General features: G+C 69.7%; 19 protein-coding genes and 1 pseudogene. 9 read left to right on the forward strand and 11 right to left on the reverse strand.

The window, feature by feature from the left end; genetic code table 11:
* Positions 1 to 526: SPOR domain-containing protein (locus E2L08_RS16040; protein WP_206077031.1), on the forward strand; the 526-nt coding region annotated here is incomplete at its 5' end.
* Between the two features lie 10 nt (positions 527 to 536).
* Here E2L08_RS16040 and E2L08_RS16045 read toward each other — a convergent pair.
* The gene (locus E2L08_RS16045; RefSeq protein ID WP_133398108.1) at positions 537 to 1,559 is read right to left on the reverse strand and encodes a hypothetical protein; all 1,023 of its coding nucleotides are present in this window, start codon (positions 1,557 to 1,559) and stop codon (positions 537 to 539) included.
* A 152-nt stretch (positions 1,560 to 1,711) separates the two neighbouring features.
* Here E2L08_RS16045 and E2L08_RS16050 point away from each other — a divergent pair, with 152 nt between their 5' ends.
* Both E2L08_RS16050 and E2L08_RS16055 read left to right on the forward strand, forming a co-directional pair.
* Positions 1,712 to 2,359: a sulfotransferase family protein gene (locus E2L08_RS16050; protein ID WP_133398109.1), complete on the forward strand. Its 648-nt coding sequence runs from the start codon at positions 1,712 to 1,714 to the stop codon at positions 2,357 to 2,359.
* 123 nt (positions 2,360 to 2,482) lie between these two features.
* Complete coding sequence (locus tag E2L08_RS16055) at positions 2,483 to 3,109, forward strand: Hint domain-containing protein (protein WP_133398110.1); 627 nt, start codon at positions 2,483 to 2,485, stop codon at positions 3,107 to 3,109.
* 63 nt (positions 3,110 to 3,172) lie between these two features.
* Here the strand turns inward: E2L08_RS16055 and E2L08_RS16060 are convergent, their stop codons facing one another.
* The 3 genes from E2L08_RS16060 to E2L08_RS16070 all read right to left on the reverse strand — a co-directional run bounded on the left by E2L08_RS16060 (position 3,173) and on the right by E2L08_RS16070 (position 4,729).
* Positions 3,173 to 3,385 carry a hypothetical protein gene (locus tag E2L08_RS16060; RefSeq protein ID WP_133398111.1) on the reverse strand — a complete coding sequence of 71 codons (213 nt, stop codon included), beginning with the start codon at positions 3,383 to 3,385 and terminating at the stop codon, positions 3,173 to 3,175.
* A 115-nt stretch (positions 3,386 to 3,500) separates the two neighbouring features.
* Complete coding sequence (locus E2L08_RS16065) at positions 3,501 to 3,872, reverse strand: MerR family transcriptional regulator (RefSeq protein ID WP_370450696.1); 372 nt, start codon at positions 3,870 to 3,872, stop codon at positions 3,501 to 3,503.
* 152 nt (positions 3,873 to 4,024) lie between these two features.
* Complete coding sequence (locus E2L08_RS16070) at positions 4,025 to 4,729, reverse strand: NAD(P)-dependent oxidoreductase (protein WP_133398113.1); 705 nt, start codon at positions 4,727 to 4,729, stop codon at positions 4,025 to 4,027.
* A gap of 229 nt (positions 4,730 to 4,958) precedes the next feature.
* On the opposite strand from E2L08_RS16070, the gene E2L08_RS16075 reads away from it, so the two are divergent.
* From E2L08_RS16075 to E2L08_RS16085, 3 genes are read left to right on the forward strand one after another with little or no spacing between them, the layout of a single operon-like run.
* Entirely contained in the window at positions 4,959 to 5,396 is a 438-nt protein-coding gene (locus tag E2L08_RS16075; protein WP_133398114.1) for a PaaI family thioesterase, read from the forward strand.
* Positions 5,397 to 5,399: 3 nt separating this feature from the next.
* A complete protein-coding gene (locus E2L08_RS16080) occupies positions 5,400 to 5,954 on the forward strand; it encodes a PaaI family thioesterase (RefSeq protein WP_133398115.1) in 555 nt (184 codons plus the stop codon).
* 3 nt (positions 5,955 to 5,957) lie between these two features.
* Positions 5,958 to 7,286 carry an MATE family efflux transporter gene (locus E2L08_RS16085; RefSeq protein ID WP_133398116.1) on the forward strand — a complete coding sequence of 443 codons (1,329 nt, stop codon included), beginning with the start codon at positions 5,958 to 5,960 and terminating at the stop codon, positions 7,284 to 7,286.
* Here the strand turns inward: E2L08_RS16085 and E2L08_RS16090 are convergent.
* Both E2L08_RS16090 and E2L08_RS16095 read right to left on the reverse strand, forming a co-directional pair.
* Entirely contained in the window at positions 7,266 to 8,306 is a 1,041-nt protein-coding gene (locus E2L08_RS16090; RefSeq protein WP_133398117.1) for a quinone-dependent dihydroorotate dehydrogenase, read from the reverse strand. The genes E2L08_RS16085 and E2L08_RS16090 overlap by 21 nt on opposite strands.
* Positions 8,303 to 8,629 carry a DUF952 domain-containing protein gene (locus tag E2L08_RS16095; protein WP_133398118.1) on the reverse strand — a complete coding sequence of 109 codons (327 nt, stop codon included), beginning with the start codon at positions 8,627 to 8,629 and terminating at the stop codon, positions 8,303 to 8,305. Before E2L08_RS16095 ends, E2L08_RS16090 begins: the two co-directional genes overlap by 4 nt.
* Before the next feature lie 166 nt (positions 8,630 to 8,795).
* Here E2L08_RS16095 and E2L08_RS16100 point away from each other — a divergent pair, with 166 nt between their 5' ends.
* Entirely contained in the window at positions 8,796 to 10,355 is a 1,560-nt protein-coding gene (locus tag E2L08_RS16100; RefSeq protein WP_133398119.1) for a bifunctional metallophosphatase/5'-nucleotidase, read from the forward strand.
* 46 nt (positions 10,356 to 10,401) lie between these two features.
* On the opposite strand, the gene E2L08_RS16105 is transcribed toward E2L08_RS16100, so the two are convergent.
* Positions 10,402 to 11,160, reverse strand: coding sequence for a hypothetical protein (locus E2L08_RS16105; protein WP_133398120.1), 759 nt, complete (start codon positions 11,158 to 11,160; stop codon positions 10,402 to 10,404).
* Between the two features lie 116 nt (positions 11,161 to 11,276).
* Between E2L08_RS16105 and E2L08_RS16110 the strand changes: the two genes are divergently transcribed.
* Complete coding sequence (locus E2L08_RS16110; protein ID WP_133398121.1) at positions 11,277 to 11,930, forward strand: SOS response-associated peptidase; 654 nt, start codon at positions 11,277 to 11,279, stop codon at positions 11,928 to 11,930.
* Positions 11,931 to 12,033: 103 nt separating this feature from the next.
* Here the strand turns inward: E2L08_RS16110 and E2L08_RS16115 are convergent, their stop codons facing one another.
* A complete protein-coding gene (locus tag E2L08_RS16115) occupies positions 12,034 to 12,741 on the reverse strand; it encodes a hypothetical protein (RefSeq protein WP_240758275.1) in 708 nt (235 codons plus the stop codon).
* A 10-nt stretch (positions 12,742 to 12,751) separates the two neighbouring features.
* Positions 12,752 to 13,003, reverse strand: a complete 252-nt coding sequence (locus tag E2L08_RS16120; protein ID WP_133398122.1) for a hypothetical protein — start codon at positions 13,001 to 13,003, stop codon at positions 12,752 to 12,754.
* A 163-nt stretch (positions 13,004 to 13,166) separates the two neighbouring features.
* Between E2L08_RS16120 and E2L08_RS16125 the strand changes: the two genes are divergently transcribed.
* The gene (locus tag E2L08_RS16125; RefSeq protein WP_133398123.1) at positions 13,167 to 13,625 is read left to right on the forward strand and encodes a DUF3429 domain-containing protein; all 459 of its coding nucleotides are present in this window, start codon (positions 13,167 to 13,169) and stop codon (positions 13,623 to 13,625) included.
* 29 nt (positions 13,626 to 13,654) lie between these two features.
* Here the strand turns inward: E2L08_RS16125 and E2L08_RS16130 are convergent, their stop codons facing one another.
* Positions 13,655 to 14,623 carry a restriction endonuclease gene (locus E2L08_RS16130; RefSeq protein ID WP_502243737.1) on the reverse strand — a complete coding sequence of 323 codons (969 nt, stop codon included), beginning with the start codon at positions 14,621 to 14,623 and terminating at the stop codon, positions 13,655 to 13,657.
* A pseudogene (locus tag E2L08_RS16135) lies at positions 14,624 to 14,730 on the reverse strand (IS5/IS1182 family transposase); the annotation flags it as partial. It lies immediately after the preceding gene.

The following is a 14,730-nucleotide window of genomic DNA, read 5'->3' on the forward strand; positions in this document are numbered from 1 at the left end:
TGCGCGCTACGTGCCGCCCGCGGTCACGCACGGGGTGCGGCGCATGCCCTCCGCCGCGCCCGCCGCGCCCGCCGCGCCGGCGGCGGAGTATGGCCGCGTGCGGACCCTGCCCGCGCCGGCAAGCGCGCGCGTGCCGGCGGTCACGATCCCGCAGGGCTATCGCCGCGCCTGGGAGGACGATCGCCTGAACCCCGCGCGCGGACCCCGCACCGCCGCGGGCAACGCCCAGACCGCGCGCATCTGGACCGACACCGTCCCGCGCGAGGCGCGCCCCACCGTGACCGTCCCCGCCCGCGCCATCGCCCAGCCGGCGATCCGCGGGCATGTCATCCAGGTGGCGAGCTTTGCGCAGCCCGGCAACGCCGCGCAGACCGCGCGGCGGATGCAGGCGCTGGGCCTGCCGGCGACGATCCGGCGGCAGGGCGGGTTGCAGGTGGTGCTGGCCGGGCCGGTCGCGGCGGGCGACGCGGCGGCGGCGCTGGCCGCGGTGCGCCGCGCGGGGTTCCACGACGCCTTCCTGCGCTGAGGCGCGCGCCCTACCCGTCGCAGATGGATTGCAGCGCGATCCACTGACCGTCGGTCAGGACCGGGCGCGGGTCGTCGCCCGCCATCGGGTCGCCCTCGATCAGGGGCAGGCTGCGCTCTCCGCTGGGGTCGAGCGCGTAGGCATAGGGCGTGCTGGGCACCTGAGCGGTGCGAAACCGCGCCAGAACCCCCTCGGGCGCCTCGATGGCCAGCGGCGCGGGCGCCTCGAGCAGGCGCCGCGCATGGGCCTCGATCGCGCTTGTCGGGATCTCGCCGCGGGTCAGCAGCAAGAGCGTCGCGCGCGGCCCCGAGGCGTCGAGGATGCGCGCGATCGGATCCTCGCGCGAGGCTCGTTCCAGCGCGTCGAGCACGTAGCCCGCCGTTGCCGCGGGGCCGTCATGGTCCTCGATCGTGTCGCGCCCCAGCGCCACGATGCGGCCGGGCAGCGCCACGGCGCCATCCAGCCCCGAGGGCAGCACCGCGATCTGCCCGGCGCCGCTGCCCAGCGTGCGCCGCGCCAGCGCGTCGAGCGGCCCACGCGAGGCGGGGTTGCGGCAGGGCTCGCCGGTCAGCCGGGCCAGTTCGCGCAAGAGCCGTGCGCCGGTATCGGCCCGCACCGCCGGCGGCACCACCGCGGTCGCGTGGCGCACCATCGCGCCCGGCAGCCAGAAGACCAGCGTGCCGATCAGCGCCAGCGACGCCGCGCCGAGGATCGCGACCCTGAGCCGTCCGCGCCGGGGGCGGGCGCGGCTGACGGCGGCCGAGATGCGGTCGAGCGCGCCGATCATCAGCGCGTCGTCGATCTCGAGCGCCTCGTCGCTATCGGCGCCCGGCCGGTAGAGCGCGGGGACGCGGCCGGGGTTCTGCCGCTCGATCGCGGCCAGCGACCAATGTGCCAGCGGCGTTTCCGAGCGGTCGAGGATCGAGATGCTGGCCTTGCCGAGCGATACGACCACGTCGCGGCGCTGCGCGTCGCCCGGCGGCGTCCAGAGGGCCGAGGCCTCCAGTCGGTCGAATTGCGTCAAGGCAGTCATCGGTCGGCCCGTTGCACGCGGTTCACATGCCTTTTCCAAGAGGCCGGAGAATAGAAGCGGACCGGGGGCAAGGCAATGCGGCCCTGCCCGCCGCTTGACCGTGCGGCGCCCCTTTCGCCATAGCGAGGGCACCGGGCCGAGGGAGGAGCCGCATGATCGTGTCGCCGGGGCGGGGATACGTCTTCGTCCACATCCCCAAGACCGGGGGCACCGCTATGGCGCTCGCGCTCGAGGCGCGCGCGATGAAGGACGACATCCTGATCGGCGACACCCCCAAGGCGGTGGCGCGGCGGCGGCGGCTGCGCGGGCTGGGCGCGCGGGGGCGCCTGTGGAAACACAGCCGCCTTGCCGATCTCGACGGCTGGCTCGCCCCCGATGCGATCCGTGCGCTGCGCGCGGTGACGCTGACGCGCAATCCGTGGGACCGGATGGTGAGCTATTACCACTGGCTCGGGGCGCAGCGATTCGCCCACCCGGCGGTGAGCCGCGCGCGCGTCCTGCCGTTCCGCGATTTCATCGCGCATCCGGGCACGCGGGCCGAAATGCGTGCCGACGGCGTGGCCGATTACCTGGCTCTCGCCGACGGCACCCAGCCCGAGGCCATCGCGATCCGGCTGGAGCGGCTCGACACCGATCTCGCGCCCTTCGAGGATTTGCTGGGCTTTCGGCTGTCCCTGCCGCATGCCAACCGGTCGAGCCGGCCGCGCGACTGGGCCGCACTCTACGATTGCCGAACGCGCGACATCGTGGCAGGTCACTATGCCGAGGATATTGCGCGTTTTGGATACGCATTCGGGTAACGTAATATCAACTTTTACAGATCATGCCGTAAAAGGGCCAGATTCGACGCATAATTTGCCCGCAAAGAAGAAGTTAAGAGAGGCGAGGCCAGCAGTACGTCGATCAGCTATTGGGAAAAAACAATGCCGAGAAAACTTGACGATCGTAGCGCGCGCGACAGTAACTTCTTCATGGGCGACGATGCCCAGACCCAGGGGATCGTTCACGGCACCAAGGTCGCAACCAAGATCGGCTGGTGCCGGGTCGAGGACGTGTTCCCCGGCGACAAGGTGCTGACCTTCGACGGGGGCTTCCAGGTCTGCACCCGGATCGAACGCAACCTGCTCTGGCACGGAAACGCCCGCGACTGCCCGCTTTCGGCCTGGCCGCTCCATGTGCCGGCGGGCGCGCTTGGCAACCAGTCCGCGATGCTGCTGCTGCCCGACCAGCCGATCATGGTCGAAAGCGACACCGCCGAGGAAATCCTCGGCGATCCCTTCACGCTGATGCCGGCCGCCGCGCTCGACGGGTTCCGCGGGATCGAACGCTCGGCGCCCGCGGACCGCGTCTGGACCGTCTCGCTCTGCTTCGACACCGACCAGGTGGTGTTCGCGAATATCGGCGCGCTGTTTTTCTGTCCCAAGGTGCTGTCGGGCGACCTGACCTTCGACATCTGGGAGGCCGATCCCTCGAAACCGGCCTATTCGATCCTGTCGATGGACGAGGCGATCACGTTGCGAAAGATGATCGAGGAACGCGAGGATAGCTGAGCCGCGGCGCGCGCGGCCCTGTCTCTTCTCTTTCCAAATACCCTCGCCGAAGGCGATCCGCCTTCACCGCTTGCGCGCGTCGAGTTCCGAGTTGAACAGACGCAGCCGCGCGGTCAGGTTCTCGCTGTCGGTGACGCTGTCGAAATGCTCGAAGAGGAACGACAGCGCTTCGCCCTCGTCCAAGCCCGCCTCGGTGGCAAAGCGGCGCAGGCGGCGATAGCCGTCTTCCGTCATGGCGACGGGAAAACGGCGGGTCATGCGGAATCGTTTGGGCATCGGGGCGGGCCTTTCGCGGGATCTGCGGCCGGGGCGCGGCCCCGGCGCGGTCCAATCTAGCGAACCGCGCGGCGTTTGGCACATGGAAACGCCGCGGCGCATAGGCCCGGCCCGTTCAGGCGGCCGACGCCTTTTCCGCTCGCTTGCCGTCCAGCGTGCGCCCGGCCCAGTCGAGCTGCGCCTCGAGCTCTGAGATGGCGCCGTCGAAGCGCTCGCGCTCGGCCTTCAGCTCGGCCAGACGCTTGCGGCCGAGTTCATAGGCCTTTTCGATCTGGGGGCGTTCGTCGCCATCGGCGCCGTAGAGATCGAGAAGCTGCCGGATCTCCTCGAGGCTGAAGCCGAACCGCTTGCCGCGCAGGATCAGCTTGAGCCGCGCGCGGTCGCGACGGGTGAACAGCCGCTTCTGGCCCTCGCGGATCGGGGACAGCAATTCCTTGGCCTCGTAGAACCGCAGTGTCCGCGGCGTGACCTCGAACGCGTCACACATTTCTCGAATCGTTAACGTATCCTGCATCGTCGGGTCATCTCCTGGAGGATTGGACGAGGCGCTTTTAGACTTTCGCGAACCTTACGTAATGGCGACGTAGCGTAAACTTACCCGGCAGCGGATCGTAAATGCGTGAGGTCGTCGCGAGCGGCTCAACCCGCGACCTCGCGCAGCATCCGCGCGGGCGAGCTGGCATCGGCCTCCTCGGGGCGGGCGATGGCCGGGGTCGCGTGGATCCAGGTGCCGTCCATCAGGCAGTCGAGCATGAAATGCGCCAGATCGGCATGGCGGGTGCGGATCGTGCCCTCGGGGATCGCGTTGGGCGCGACGGTGTAATCGCCGGTAAAGGGCGCATCCATCAGCCAGCCGGGGCGCACCGCGGTCCAGTCGATATCGGTCGAGGCGGCGCGCAGGATCCGCTCCATCTCGCCCATCTGGGTAAAGATCCGCTCCAGCGCCACGGAGGAGGCAAGGCGGAACCATGACGGCCCGCGGTCGCGGGCCTCGACGAAGCTGGCCGAGATCACGACAAGGCGGCGGATATCGTTGGCCCGCATCCCCTCGATCATGCGCACCGCCCCCTCGGTATAAAGCGGCGGCGGGTCGATGGCCGATTTCGCCGACAGCCCGACCCCGATGCAGGACACCACCGCGTCGCATCCCTTGAGCGCGCCGCGCAGGTCGCCGTCGAGCAGGTTGGCCTGGGCCAGCAGCGCCTGCGGGTCGGGCGGCTCGATCCCGGTCCAGTCCGGCTCGAAGGCGCGCACCGACAGGCCGCGCTCGACGGCCATGCGGGTGAAATGGCGGCCGGTGCGGCCCGAAGCCCCGAAGACGGCGACGGTCTTGATCTCGGTCATGTGCAAAACTCCCTGCGGTCGTGGCGGAAACGCGACGGGGGGCCGCGCGGGTTCCGCGCGCGCCTGCGACCGAATGAAGCCCTCGGTGGCGGCCGGGGCGCGGGGATCGGCGCAGTTTGACCTTGGTTTCCCGCGGGGCGCGGCGCTATGACACCGCGTGCCGCCCGTCACGGGCGACGGGGGCGCCCGCCCCGATACAGCCGCGACCGGATCGAGGGTGAACGCGCCGATGGACCGCCGAGAGCAGACTGCACGGGAGTTTCTCGACTCCCTCCCCTATGCGCGGGCGCTGGGGATGACGCTCGTCCATATCGCCCCCGCCGAGGCCGGGCTGACGATGCCGCACGACCCGCGCCTGATCGGCGACCCGCTGAGCGGCGCGATCCATGGCGGCGCGATCGCCGCGTTGATGGATACCTGCGCGGGGCTCGCGGTGGTGTCGCACCCGCTCTGCGCGGGGTCGACGGCGACGCTCGATCTGCGGATCGACCGGATGCGCGGCTCGCGCCCCGGCCGGGCGATCCGGGCGCGCGCGCAGTGCCATCGCGTCACGCGGTCGGTGGCCTTCGTCCGGGCCGAGGCCTTCGACGGGGACGACGAGGCCGAGGGGGCGGAGCCCATCGCCTCGGCCACCGGCGCCTTTACCTTTAACCGCGCGGAGGGCTGAGCCATGTCCGTCATCGCCACACCGCCCGAGCCGGTTCAGGTCATCAAGCGCCGCCGCGACGCGGCGCTGGCCGCGCTGGTCTCGAGCGTGCCCTATATCGCGTTCCTCGGCATCACCTTCGCGCGCTGCGGCAACGAGCTGACCTTCACGCTGCCCTATGACGACAGCCATATCGGCAACCCGGCGGGTCCGGCACTGCATGGCGGGGTGACGGCCGGTTTCCTCGAAGCCTCGGCCATCGTCGAACTGGCGTGGTCGCAGCTTTGGTTCGAGGTCGAGGAGGGGCGCGTGACGCCCGCCGCCTTGGCCGAGGGTTTCCTGCCGCGCCTGCCCGAGACCATCGACATGACGGTGGACTACCTGCGCTCGGGGCTGCCGCGCGACGCCTATGCGCGGGCGCGGATCGTGCGCTCGGGGCGGCGCTATGCCTCGGTGCGGGTCGAGGCGTGGCAGGACGACCGCGACCGCCCCTTTGCGCAGGCGACGGGGCATTTCCTGATGCCTGCCTCCGATCCGGCCCCCGCCCCCGATCCGGCCCCCGCCGCGGATCGCGGCTGAGCGGTGGCCGAGCGCCCCGTCACCCATCGCCGCGTGCTGGCCGTCGCCCTGCCCATCGTGTTGGCCAATGCGACGGTGCCGATCCTCGGCGCGGTGGATACCGGGGTCGTGGGGCAGATGGGCACGCCCGAGCCCATCGGCGCGGTTGGCATCGGCGCGGTGATCCTGACGGGCATCTACTGGATCTTCGGCTTTCTGCGGATGGGCACCACCGGCTTTGCCGCGCAGGCGCTGGGGCGCGACGATCTGGACGAGGGGGCGGCGATCCTGTCGCGCGGTCTGGCCATCGCCGCGCTGGGCGGGGCTGCGATCATCGCCCTGCAGATCCCGCTATTCGCGGGCGCCTTTGCCCTGTCGCCCGCCTCGGACGAGGTCGAGCGGCTCGCGCTGGGCTACATGGGCATCCGGGTGTTCTCGGCCCCGGCGCTGATCGCGCTCTACGTCATCACCGGCTGGCTCATCGCGGCCGAGCGGACGCGGGCGGTGCTGGCCATCCAGCTTGCCATGAACGGGCTGAACGTGGCGCTCGACCTGTGGTTCGTGCTGGGGCTGGGCTGGGGGGTGCGCGGGGTCGCGCTGGCGACATTCGTCGCCGAGTGGTCGGGGTTGCTGCTGGGGTTGTGGTTCTGCCGCGCGGCCTTTGCGACGCCCGCGTGGCGCGACCGCGCGCGCATCCTCGACCCTGTCCGGCTCAAGCGTTTCGCGCAGGTCAATCGCGATATCTTCCTGCGGTCGCTGATGCTCCAGGCGATCTTCATGAGCTTTCTGTTCCTTGGCGCGCGGTTTGGCGACGTGCGGCTGGCGGCGAACCAGATCCTGCTGCAATTCATGTCCGTCACCGCCTACGGCATGGACGGGTTCGCCTTTGCCGCCGAGGCGCTGGTGGGCGGTGCGATGGGCCGGGGCCAGCGCGCCGTCTTTCGCCGCGCGGCGCTGTTGGCGAGCCTCTGGGGCGGGGTGACGGCGCTGGTGCTGGCCGTGGCATTCGCGCTTGGCGGGGCGTGGATCGTCGACATTATGACCACCGCGCCCGAGGTGCGGGCGGCGGCGCGCGACTACCTGCCCTGGATGGTGCTGGCGCCGCTGGCGGGCTGCGCGGCGTGGATGCTCGACGGGATCTTCATCGGGGCGACGCGCACCCGCGACATGCGCAACATGATGGCGGTGTCGCTGGCCGTCTATGTCGCGGCGCTGCTGGCGCTGATGCCGCTTTTCGGCAATCACGGGCTGTGGATGGCGATGCTGGTCAGCTTTGTCGCGCGGGGGGCGACGCTGGGCTGGCGCTATCCCGCGCTGGAGCGTTCGGTCGGGTCAGAGCCAGTCGGCGCGTGACACCCCCACCGCCTCGGCCACCGAGGCAAAGCCGTCGCGCGCCAGCAGCGCGTCGAGATCGCGCGCGATCCGCGCCGCCAGCCCGATCCCGCCGAAGACCATCGCGGTATAAAGCTGCACCGCCGAGGCCCCGGCGCGGATCTTGGCATAGGCCGTGGCGCCGTCCTCGACCCCGCCCACGCCGATCAGCGGCAGGTCGGTAAGCGTGCCGAGCCGCGCCAGCACCCGCGTCGCACGGTCGAACAGCGGCCGCCCCGACAGGCCGCCGGGGTGATGGGCGCCCGCGCGCAGCCCCTCGCGCGACAGGGTGGTGTTGGTGGCCACGATGGCGTCGATCCCGGCGGCGTCGGCCACGGCTGCGATATCGGCAAGCTCGGCATCGGTGAGGTCGGGCGCGATCTTGAGCCAGACGGGCAGGCCCGCGGGGCGGGCGGCCATGACACCGTCGAGCAGCGCGGCCAGCGCCTCGGGCCCCTGGAGGTCGCGCAGTTTCTCGGTGTTGGGCGACGAGACATTGACCGTGACGAAATCGACATGGGGCGCGGCACGCGCCAGCACGGCGGCAAAATCGGCGGCGCGGTCGGGGCTGTCCTTGTTCGCGCCGAGGTTCAGCCCGCGCGGCACGGGCGTGGGCGTCGCGGCGAGCCTGTCCGCGATCGGTCCGATCCCGTCATTGTTGAAGCCGAAACGGTTGATGGCGGCGCGATCCCCGGCCAGCCGCCAGAGCCGGGGGCGGGGGTTGCCCGTCTGCGGGCGCGGCGTGGCGGCGCCCACCTCGAGAAAGCCGAACCCCGCCCGGCCTAGGGCCGCCAGCGCGGTGGCGTTCTTGTCGAAGCCCGCGGCCAGTCCGACCGGGTTGGGCAGGTCGATCCCGCCCGCCCGTGTGGCCAGCCGCGGCGAGGTCACGGTGCCCGGCAGCGGCACCAGCCCCGCGCGCAGCGCGCGCAACGCCAGCCCATGCGCGGTTTCGGGGTCGAGCCCGCGCAGGAGCGGCAGGCCGATCCGTTCGACCGCGCTCACAATGTCAGCCCCGCGATCCCCTCGCGCGGGATCTCGCGGTGCCAGAGCACGTCATCGGTCGTCAGGTCGCGATAGAGATGGGGAAAATCGGCGCCGCCGCGCGACGGCTCCCATTTCAGGGCGGGGCCGAGATCGTCGGCCTCACAGGCGACGAGCACGAGATCGGTCAGCCCCTTGAAATGCCGCGCGAGCGTCTCGCCCAGCTGGTCCTGCGTCGAGAAATGGATGAACCCGTCCGCGCGATCCACGGGCGCGCCCGACGTGCGCCCCTGTGTCGAGAGCTTGGCCCATTCGGCGGCGCGGAACACCTTGAAGATACGCATGGACCCCTCCGTCATCGTGGTTTCGCGCGGGGTGTATAGCGCGCCCGCCCGGTGCTGTCATGGCGGGTGCCGTTGCGACATGCTTTGACAAAGCGCATGGCTGCGGCACACCTTGGACGGGTAACGTATCGGGCCCGCGCGACGGGCCGCCACCGGGGGGAACACCATGACCGCACGCCTGATGACCGGAGCCGCCGCGCTCGCGCTGATCGCGGGGGCCGCGCAGGCCGAGTATTCGATCACCATCCTGCATACCAACGATTTCCATTCGCGGTTCGAGCCGATCAGCGCCTATGACGGCCCCTGCGCCGCCGAAGAGAACGACGCGGGCGAGTGTTTCGGCGGCACCGCGCGGCTCGTCACCGCGATTCGCGATGCCAAGGCGCGCAACGACAACAGCCTGCTGGTGGATGGCGGCGACCAGTTCCAGGGGACGCTGTTCTACACCTATTACAAGGGCAAGCTCGCCGCCGAGATGATGAACGCGCTGGGCTATGACGCGATGACCGTCGGCAATCACGAGTTCGACGACGGCCCCGAGGTGCTGCGCGGCTTTGCCGAGGCGATCGAGTTCCCGATCCTGATGTCGAATGCCGACCTCAGCGGCGAGCCGCTGCTCAAGGACGTGATCGAGAAATCGACCGTGATCGAAAAGGACGGCGAGAGGATCGGCCTGATCGGCCTGACGCCGCAGGATACCGACGAGCTGGCCTCGCCCGGCCCCAATGTCGTCTTTACCGACCCGGTCGAGGCGGTGCAGGCCGAGGTGGATCGGCTGACCGAGGACGGCGTGACGAAGATCGTGGTGCTGAGCCATTCGTCCTATGCCGTCGACAAGCGCGTGGCCGAAGGCACGACCGGCGTCGACGTGATCGTGGGCGGGCATTCCAACACGCTGCTGGGCGACATGGAGGGGGCCGAGGGGCCCTATCCGACCATGGTGAACGGGACCGCCATCGTGCAGGCCTATGCCTATGGCAAGTACCTGGGCGAGTTGCAGGTGACGTTCGACGACGCGGGCGAGGTGATCGAGGCCAGCGGCGCGCCGATCCTGATCGACGCCACCGTGGCCGAGGACGAACCCACCGTGACGCGCATCGCCGAGGCCGCCGGCCCGCTCAACGAGATCCGCAACGAGGTGGTTGCCGAGGCCGCCGCCCAGATCGAGGGCAATCGCGAGGTCTGCCGCGTGCAGGAATGCGAGATGGGCAACCTGCTGGCCGATGCGATGCTGGCGCGGGTCGCGGACCAGGGCATCGACGTGGCGTTCCAGAACAGCGGCGGCATCCGCGCCTCGATCGACATGGGCGAGGTCACGATGGGCGAGGTGCTGACCGTCCTGCCCTTCCAGAACACGCTTTCGACCTTCGAGGTGACGGGCGAGGTGCTGCGCGCCGCGCTCGAGAACGGGGTGAGCCAGATCGAGGAGGTCGCGGGGCGGTTCCCGCAGGTGGCCGGGATGAGCTATGCCTTCGACCCGTCGGCCGAGCCGGGCAGCCGCATCACCGATGTGCAGGTCGGGGGCGCGCCGCTCGACCCCGAGGCGACCTATGGCGTCGTGTCGAACAATTACGTCCGCAACGGCGGCGACGGCTACGGCATGTTCCGCGATGCCGCCAATGCCTATGATTTCGGGCCGGACGTGGCGGTTGTCGTCGCCGACTACCTCGCCCAGCAGGGCGCCTACGAGCCCTATACCGACGGCCGGATCACGGTCGCCGAATAGGCGCCTTGGCGGTGGGCGGGTGCGGTCGGTCGCGCCCGCCCGCCGCTCAGCACCGCTCGAGCCGGACACGGCGGGCGGGCTCGCGCCCGATCCCGACCGTCATCTCGATGGCCCCGGCCCCCTGCGTCGCGGTAAAGGTCGTGGGTGCCCCGTCGCTCTCGCGCAGGGCGTTGATGCCGAGCCGCCCGTCGCGCGCCAATTCGCCCGCGATGGCGAAACGGCCCTCGGGCGTTCGGATCGTCGTCTCGCCCAACTCCCACCCCGGCGCCGCGCAATCGCCCCCCGGTTGGGTCCATTGCCCGGCAATCGCGCCGAGCGCGGGCTCGATCGTGGCCGCCTCTTTCGTGTCCTCGGGCGGGGTGGTCGCGGGGGGCAGGCGCGGCGCGTCGTCGAGGGTCAGCGGCGCGGCGGGGGCGTCCGGTACCTGCGGCAGGGGCGCGGCGCAGCGCCTCAGCCCGACCGACAGGCCGGGAACCGTCAGACGCGCCCCGCCGGCCCCGTCCACGGCCAGCGTGCCGCCGACGCGCCGCCCGGCGCCATCGGTCATGTCGAGCCGCAGGAACTGCGCGCTGCCGCCGATGCCGCGCAGCGACAGCGCCCGCCCCGGCCCCTCGATGCGGCGGGCGAGCAGCGTCCAGACACCCTCGGGGCTGGTGCAGTCGTGACCCGGCGCGACCCAGCGGCCCTGCACCGCGCGCCATGTCTCGACCGCCGCCTCGAGCGGCGCCTGCGCGGGCGCGAGCGTCGGGGCCAGCGCGACGAGAATCGCGGGCAAGAGGCGGGGGGCGGTGCGGGACAGGGTCATTCTGGCGATCCGGGCATTCGGGCGGCCGCGGGGCGCGATGCGGCAGGTCGCGGTATAGCGCCCCGCGGTTTCCGAGACACGCTGTATCCGCGCGCGTTTCGGCCTAGGTAAAGCAGATGTGCGGCCGTTTCGTCCTGACCCTGCCAACGGATGCCATGGCGCGGCTGTTCGACGCCGCGCCGGGCAACGACCTGCCCGACCTGCCGAACTGGAACATCTGCCCCACCGACCGCGTCCATGCCGTCAGCTCGGCCGGGGGGCGGCGGCGGATCGAGGCGATGCGCTGGGGGTTCATCCCGCACTGGGCGAAATCCGAGACCGACGGGCCGCTCTTGATCAACGCGCGGGCCGAGACGCTGGCCGCCAAGCCCGCCTTTCGCGAGGCGGCGCGCACGCGGCGGTGCCTGATTCCCGCCGACGGGTTCTATGAATGGACCAGGGACGACAGCGGCGGGCGCGATCCGTGGTTCATCCGGCGCGAGGACGAGGCGCCCATCGCCTTTGCCGGGCTCTGGCAGGATTGGCGCGACACGCGAAGCTGCGCCATCGTCACCACGGCCGCCGCGGGGCGGGTGGCGCGGCTGCATCACCGGATGCCGGTCATCCTGTCGGCGCGGGACTGGCCGCTGTGGCTGGGCGAGGCGGGGCATGGCGCGGCGCGGCTGATGGACCCGGCGGCGGCGCCCGAGCTGCGGTTTCACCGGGTAAGCCGCGCGGTAAACGGCAACCGCGCCACCGGCCCCGAGCTGATCGCCCCGGTGGACGCATGAAAAAGGCCACGCGCCGAAGCGCGTGGCCAGTCCATCAGGGAGAAGTCTTCCGGCCACCACGCCGAAAGATGGCCCAGCCTAGCGCGAAACGGTAAACGTTTCCCTACTTAGAACAGATGCCGCGCGGATCGGGCGCGTCCTGTGGCAATTTGATCGCATCGGGCGGAACCGGCGAGCGCCGTGCGAGGCCCGGAAACTGCGGGCGCAGCAGGTCGTGCAGCGCCTGCGTCCGGGGCGCGTCGGGGTCGAGCGCGCGACAGCACACGAACTCTTCGACAAGGCCGCCCTGCTGCTCGAAGCTGTAATCGAGAAACCCCTTTCCGGGTGCCAGATCATAGAGATAGGGGTCGGTGCCCGGCGCGTGTTCCTGTGCGGCGAGCGCGGGGTGATAGCCGGTGACGGCGCGGTTCTGCCATTGCCACACATGCGTCATCTCATGCGCAAAGATCATGGCGAAGGGCAGGGACATGGCTTCGGGCCAGGCGGGCAGGAAATTCTCGGCGTAGAGGTCGCCGGCGACGAACATCCGCTCGAACAGGACGAAGGCGGCCGTTGAACTGGGCTGCGGGCCGATCTCGCGCGGGTAGATGCGTTCGCGGCAGGTGGTCTGCGGCCGCGGCGGGCGCATCCGCACGATCCGGGAGACGAGGTTGCGGTCGTGGATGCGCACCCGTGCCGTGTCGAGCGTCGGGCCCTGCACGCTGGCGGCAAAGGCGCGTTCCTCGGGGGTGAGGGGGCGCGCGCAGGACGCGACGAGCAGCAGGACCGCAAGCCCGCGCAGCGCGCCCGCGACGGGCCGCCGGGCCGTCATCGGCGCGCGGTCACGGACGGGCCGGGCCCGCCCCGGCCAAGAGGCGATAGCCCTCGGCGCGGCAGATGGCGTTCGCCTCTTCGTCGGACATGACGGCGGGGCGGGTAAGCGCGCGGTCGAGCATCACCTGGTTGATGCCGTAGAGCTGGCAGGTGACCGGGCCGCGGTCGGATTGCAGCACGACCGGCTCGGATTCAAAGCTGCGTTCCGAGATGCAGGCCGACAGGACAAGCGGCAGGGCAAGGCAGGCGAGGGCGCGCATGGGGGTTCCTCCGGGAGGGCTGGGACTGCGCGCGAGGATAGGGCGCGCGCCGCCCCTTGGCGAGCACTCCGGCATCGGTGTTGCCCGTCCGGCGACGATGGGCGGCGGGCGGGGGAATCGTTGCGCCACGGAACCGGGGGCGGGGTGCCGGCGCTTGGTCGCCATGACCGAGAATCGCCCCCGCCGCCTGACCGTGACCGAGCCCGCCCGCATCCCCTGGGACGCGGTGATCCTGGGCTGGGGGCCGGTGCTGGTCTTTCCGGCGGGCGCGCTGTGGATCTGGCTCGGCGGGCCGGAATGGCTCGCGCCCGCGATCCGGCTATGGGGCGCGGCGGTGGCGCTGTTCCTGTCGGGGGTGCGGCGGGGCCTGTCGTTCAGGATGCCGGGCGGCTGGACCTGGGCGCAGATGGCGATGTTCGCCTGGCTGTTCTGGGCGGGTCTGGCGGCGCTGCTGCTGCCGCTCGAACTGGCGCTGGTGTTGCTGGTCGTGATCTACGCCAGCCTCGCCCTGCTCGACCCGCTGGCCGCCAGCCGCGAGGAAGCGCCCCTGTGGTTCCGCCGCCTCCGCCCCGCGCAGATGGGCGTGGCGGCGGTCGGGTTGGCGGCGGTTTGGTTGGGGTGAGGGGGCAGCAGTTGCGGCCCCTCAGCCTGTTACGAAGCAACACCCGATGGTTCCGGAACGCCCAGTTCACCAATGAGACTGGCAAGCTGGGGGCCGTCCACCAGTTCTATTCTTAGCCCACTTTCTGAATACTGCAAAGCGGCATCCTCTGCCTCTTTCGAGAATGAACCGGTAGTTACAATTATTGCAATATCGATCTCTTCGGCTTCAGCGCCGGCCGCGGTTTCGTCGACAACGTGGCGCCCTATTTCCTTGCGCTCATCGAAATGCTTGGCTTGAATGCCGACTCTCGTTTCCGTCAACCCGTAGTGGGTGTCAATGAAGATGATGTCTATCCCCTTGTCACCCGGTCCGTGCCGGATCATCACCTCTTTGGCACCTTGCTTCCGGACTAGCTCGGCCAGAAATCTCTCGAATTGAGAATGCTGCATTCGTCCTTCGCGCAGCTTTTCGAGAGTGACATTCTTGAGATCTGAACTCAGACCGTCTTCGAATGTCAAAACCTTACCGGCACGGTACTCAGCAATCAGCTTGGAGATTTCATCAACGTATTCGCTTGCCGAAGCGCTGGTGCCCCGAATCTTGGTTCTCGAATGCAACCCGCTCACCAGTCGATCACGGCGTATCGGGTCCTCTGCCCTGGTATGCCATTTGACATTTCGACGGAATGCAGTATCCTCATCTACCTTTTCAAGCATATGAAAGGCGGGTCCTGTTACTTCGGCAATATGGATTCCACCTGCTACGGGGACGACAACATAATCGCCCTCATTCATTTCCTGAACGAATCGCCACATGTTTCCTGCGGCCGACCCTGCACGCCTCAGGTTCTCGTCATCAGGATAGTATTCATCCTTGATGATGCGCCGATATTCGTAGTAATTGAGAGAGCCCTCCATAATCCGACCTATTTGCGCCCATCCGATAATAATCGTATTGGATTTCAACGCTTCGTCGGTTCTATCTATTCCCCCAGGTGAGATTCTTAGGGTCAGGATTCATAACCAGAACATGACGGTTGCGGCGAGGGCGATGGCGGAGAGGAAGACCTTCGGGCATCTGTCGTAGCGGGTGGCGATGCGACGCCAGTCTTTCAACCTACCGA

The sequence above is a fragment of the Palleronia sediminis genome, assembly GCF_004358695.1.
GTDB lineage: Bacteria > Pseudomonadota > Alphaproteobacteria > Rhodobacterales > Rhodobacteraceae > Palleronia > Palleronia sediminis.

Bases quoted from the DNA above. Each gene is read 5' to 3' on its own strand.
- E2L08_RS16095 (WP_133398118.1), bottom strand. From the start codon at position 8,629: ATGCGTATCTTCAAGGTGTTCCGCGCCGCCGAATGGGCCAAGCTCTCG.
- E2L08_RS16080 (WP_133398115.1), top strand. From the start codon at position 5,400: ATGTCCGTCATCGCCACACCGCCCGAGCCGGTTCAGGTCATCAAGCGC.
- E2L08_RS16125 (WP_133398123.1), top strand. From the start codon at position 13,167: ATGACCGAGAATCGCCCCCGCCGCCTGACCGTGACCGAGCCCGCCCGC.
- E2L08_RS16100 (WP_133398119.1), top strand. From the start codon at position 8,796: ATGACCGCACGCCTGATGACCGGAGCCGCCGCGCTCGCGCTGATCGCG.
- E2L08_RS16065 (WP_370450696.1), bottom strand. From the start codon at position 3,872: ATGTGTGACGCGTTCGAGGTCACGCCGCGGACACTGCGGTTCTACGAG.
- E2L08_RS16110 (WP_133398121.1), top strand. From the start codon at position 11,277: ATGTGCGGCCGTTTCGTCCTGACCCTGCCAACGGATGCCATGGCGCGG.
- E2L08_RS16120 (WP_133398122.1), bottom strand. From the start codon at position 13,003: ATGCGCGCCCTCGCCTGCCTTGCCCTGCCGCTTGTCCTGTCGGCCTGC.
- E2L08_RS16050 (WP_133398109.1), top strand. From the start codon at position 1,712: ATGATCGTGTCGCCGGGGCGGGGATACGTCTTCGTCCACATCCCCAAG.
- E2L08_RS16075 (WP_133398114.1), top strand. From the start codon at position 4,959: ATGGACCGCCGAGAGCAGACTGCACGGGAGTTTCTCGACTCCCTCCCC.
- E2L08_RS16105 (WP_133398120.1), bottom strand. From the start codon at position 11,160: ATGACCCTGTCCCGCACCGCCCCCCGCCTCTTGCCCGCGATTCTCGTC.
- E2L08_RS16055 (WP_133398110.1), top strand. From the start codon at position 2,483: ATGCCGAGAAAACTTGACGATCGTAGCGCGCGCGACAGTAACTTCTTC.
- E2L08_RS16070 (WP_133398113.1), bottom strand. From the start codon at position 4,729: ATGACCGAGATCAAGACCGTCGCCGTCTTCGGGGCTTCGGGCCGCACC.
- E2L08_RS16060 (WP_133398111.1), bottom strand. From the start codon at position 3,385: ATGCCCAAACGATTCCGCATGACCCGCCGTTTTCCCGTCGCCATGACG.
- E2L08_RS16115 (WP_240758275.1), bottom strand. From the start codon at position 12,741: ATGACGGCCCGGCGGCCCGTCGCGGGCGCGCTGCGCGGGCTTGCGGTC.
- E2L08_RS16045 (WP_133398108.1), bottom strand. From the start codon at position 1,559: ATGACTGCCTTGACGCAATTCGACCGACTGGAGGCCTCGGCCCTCTGG.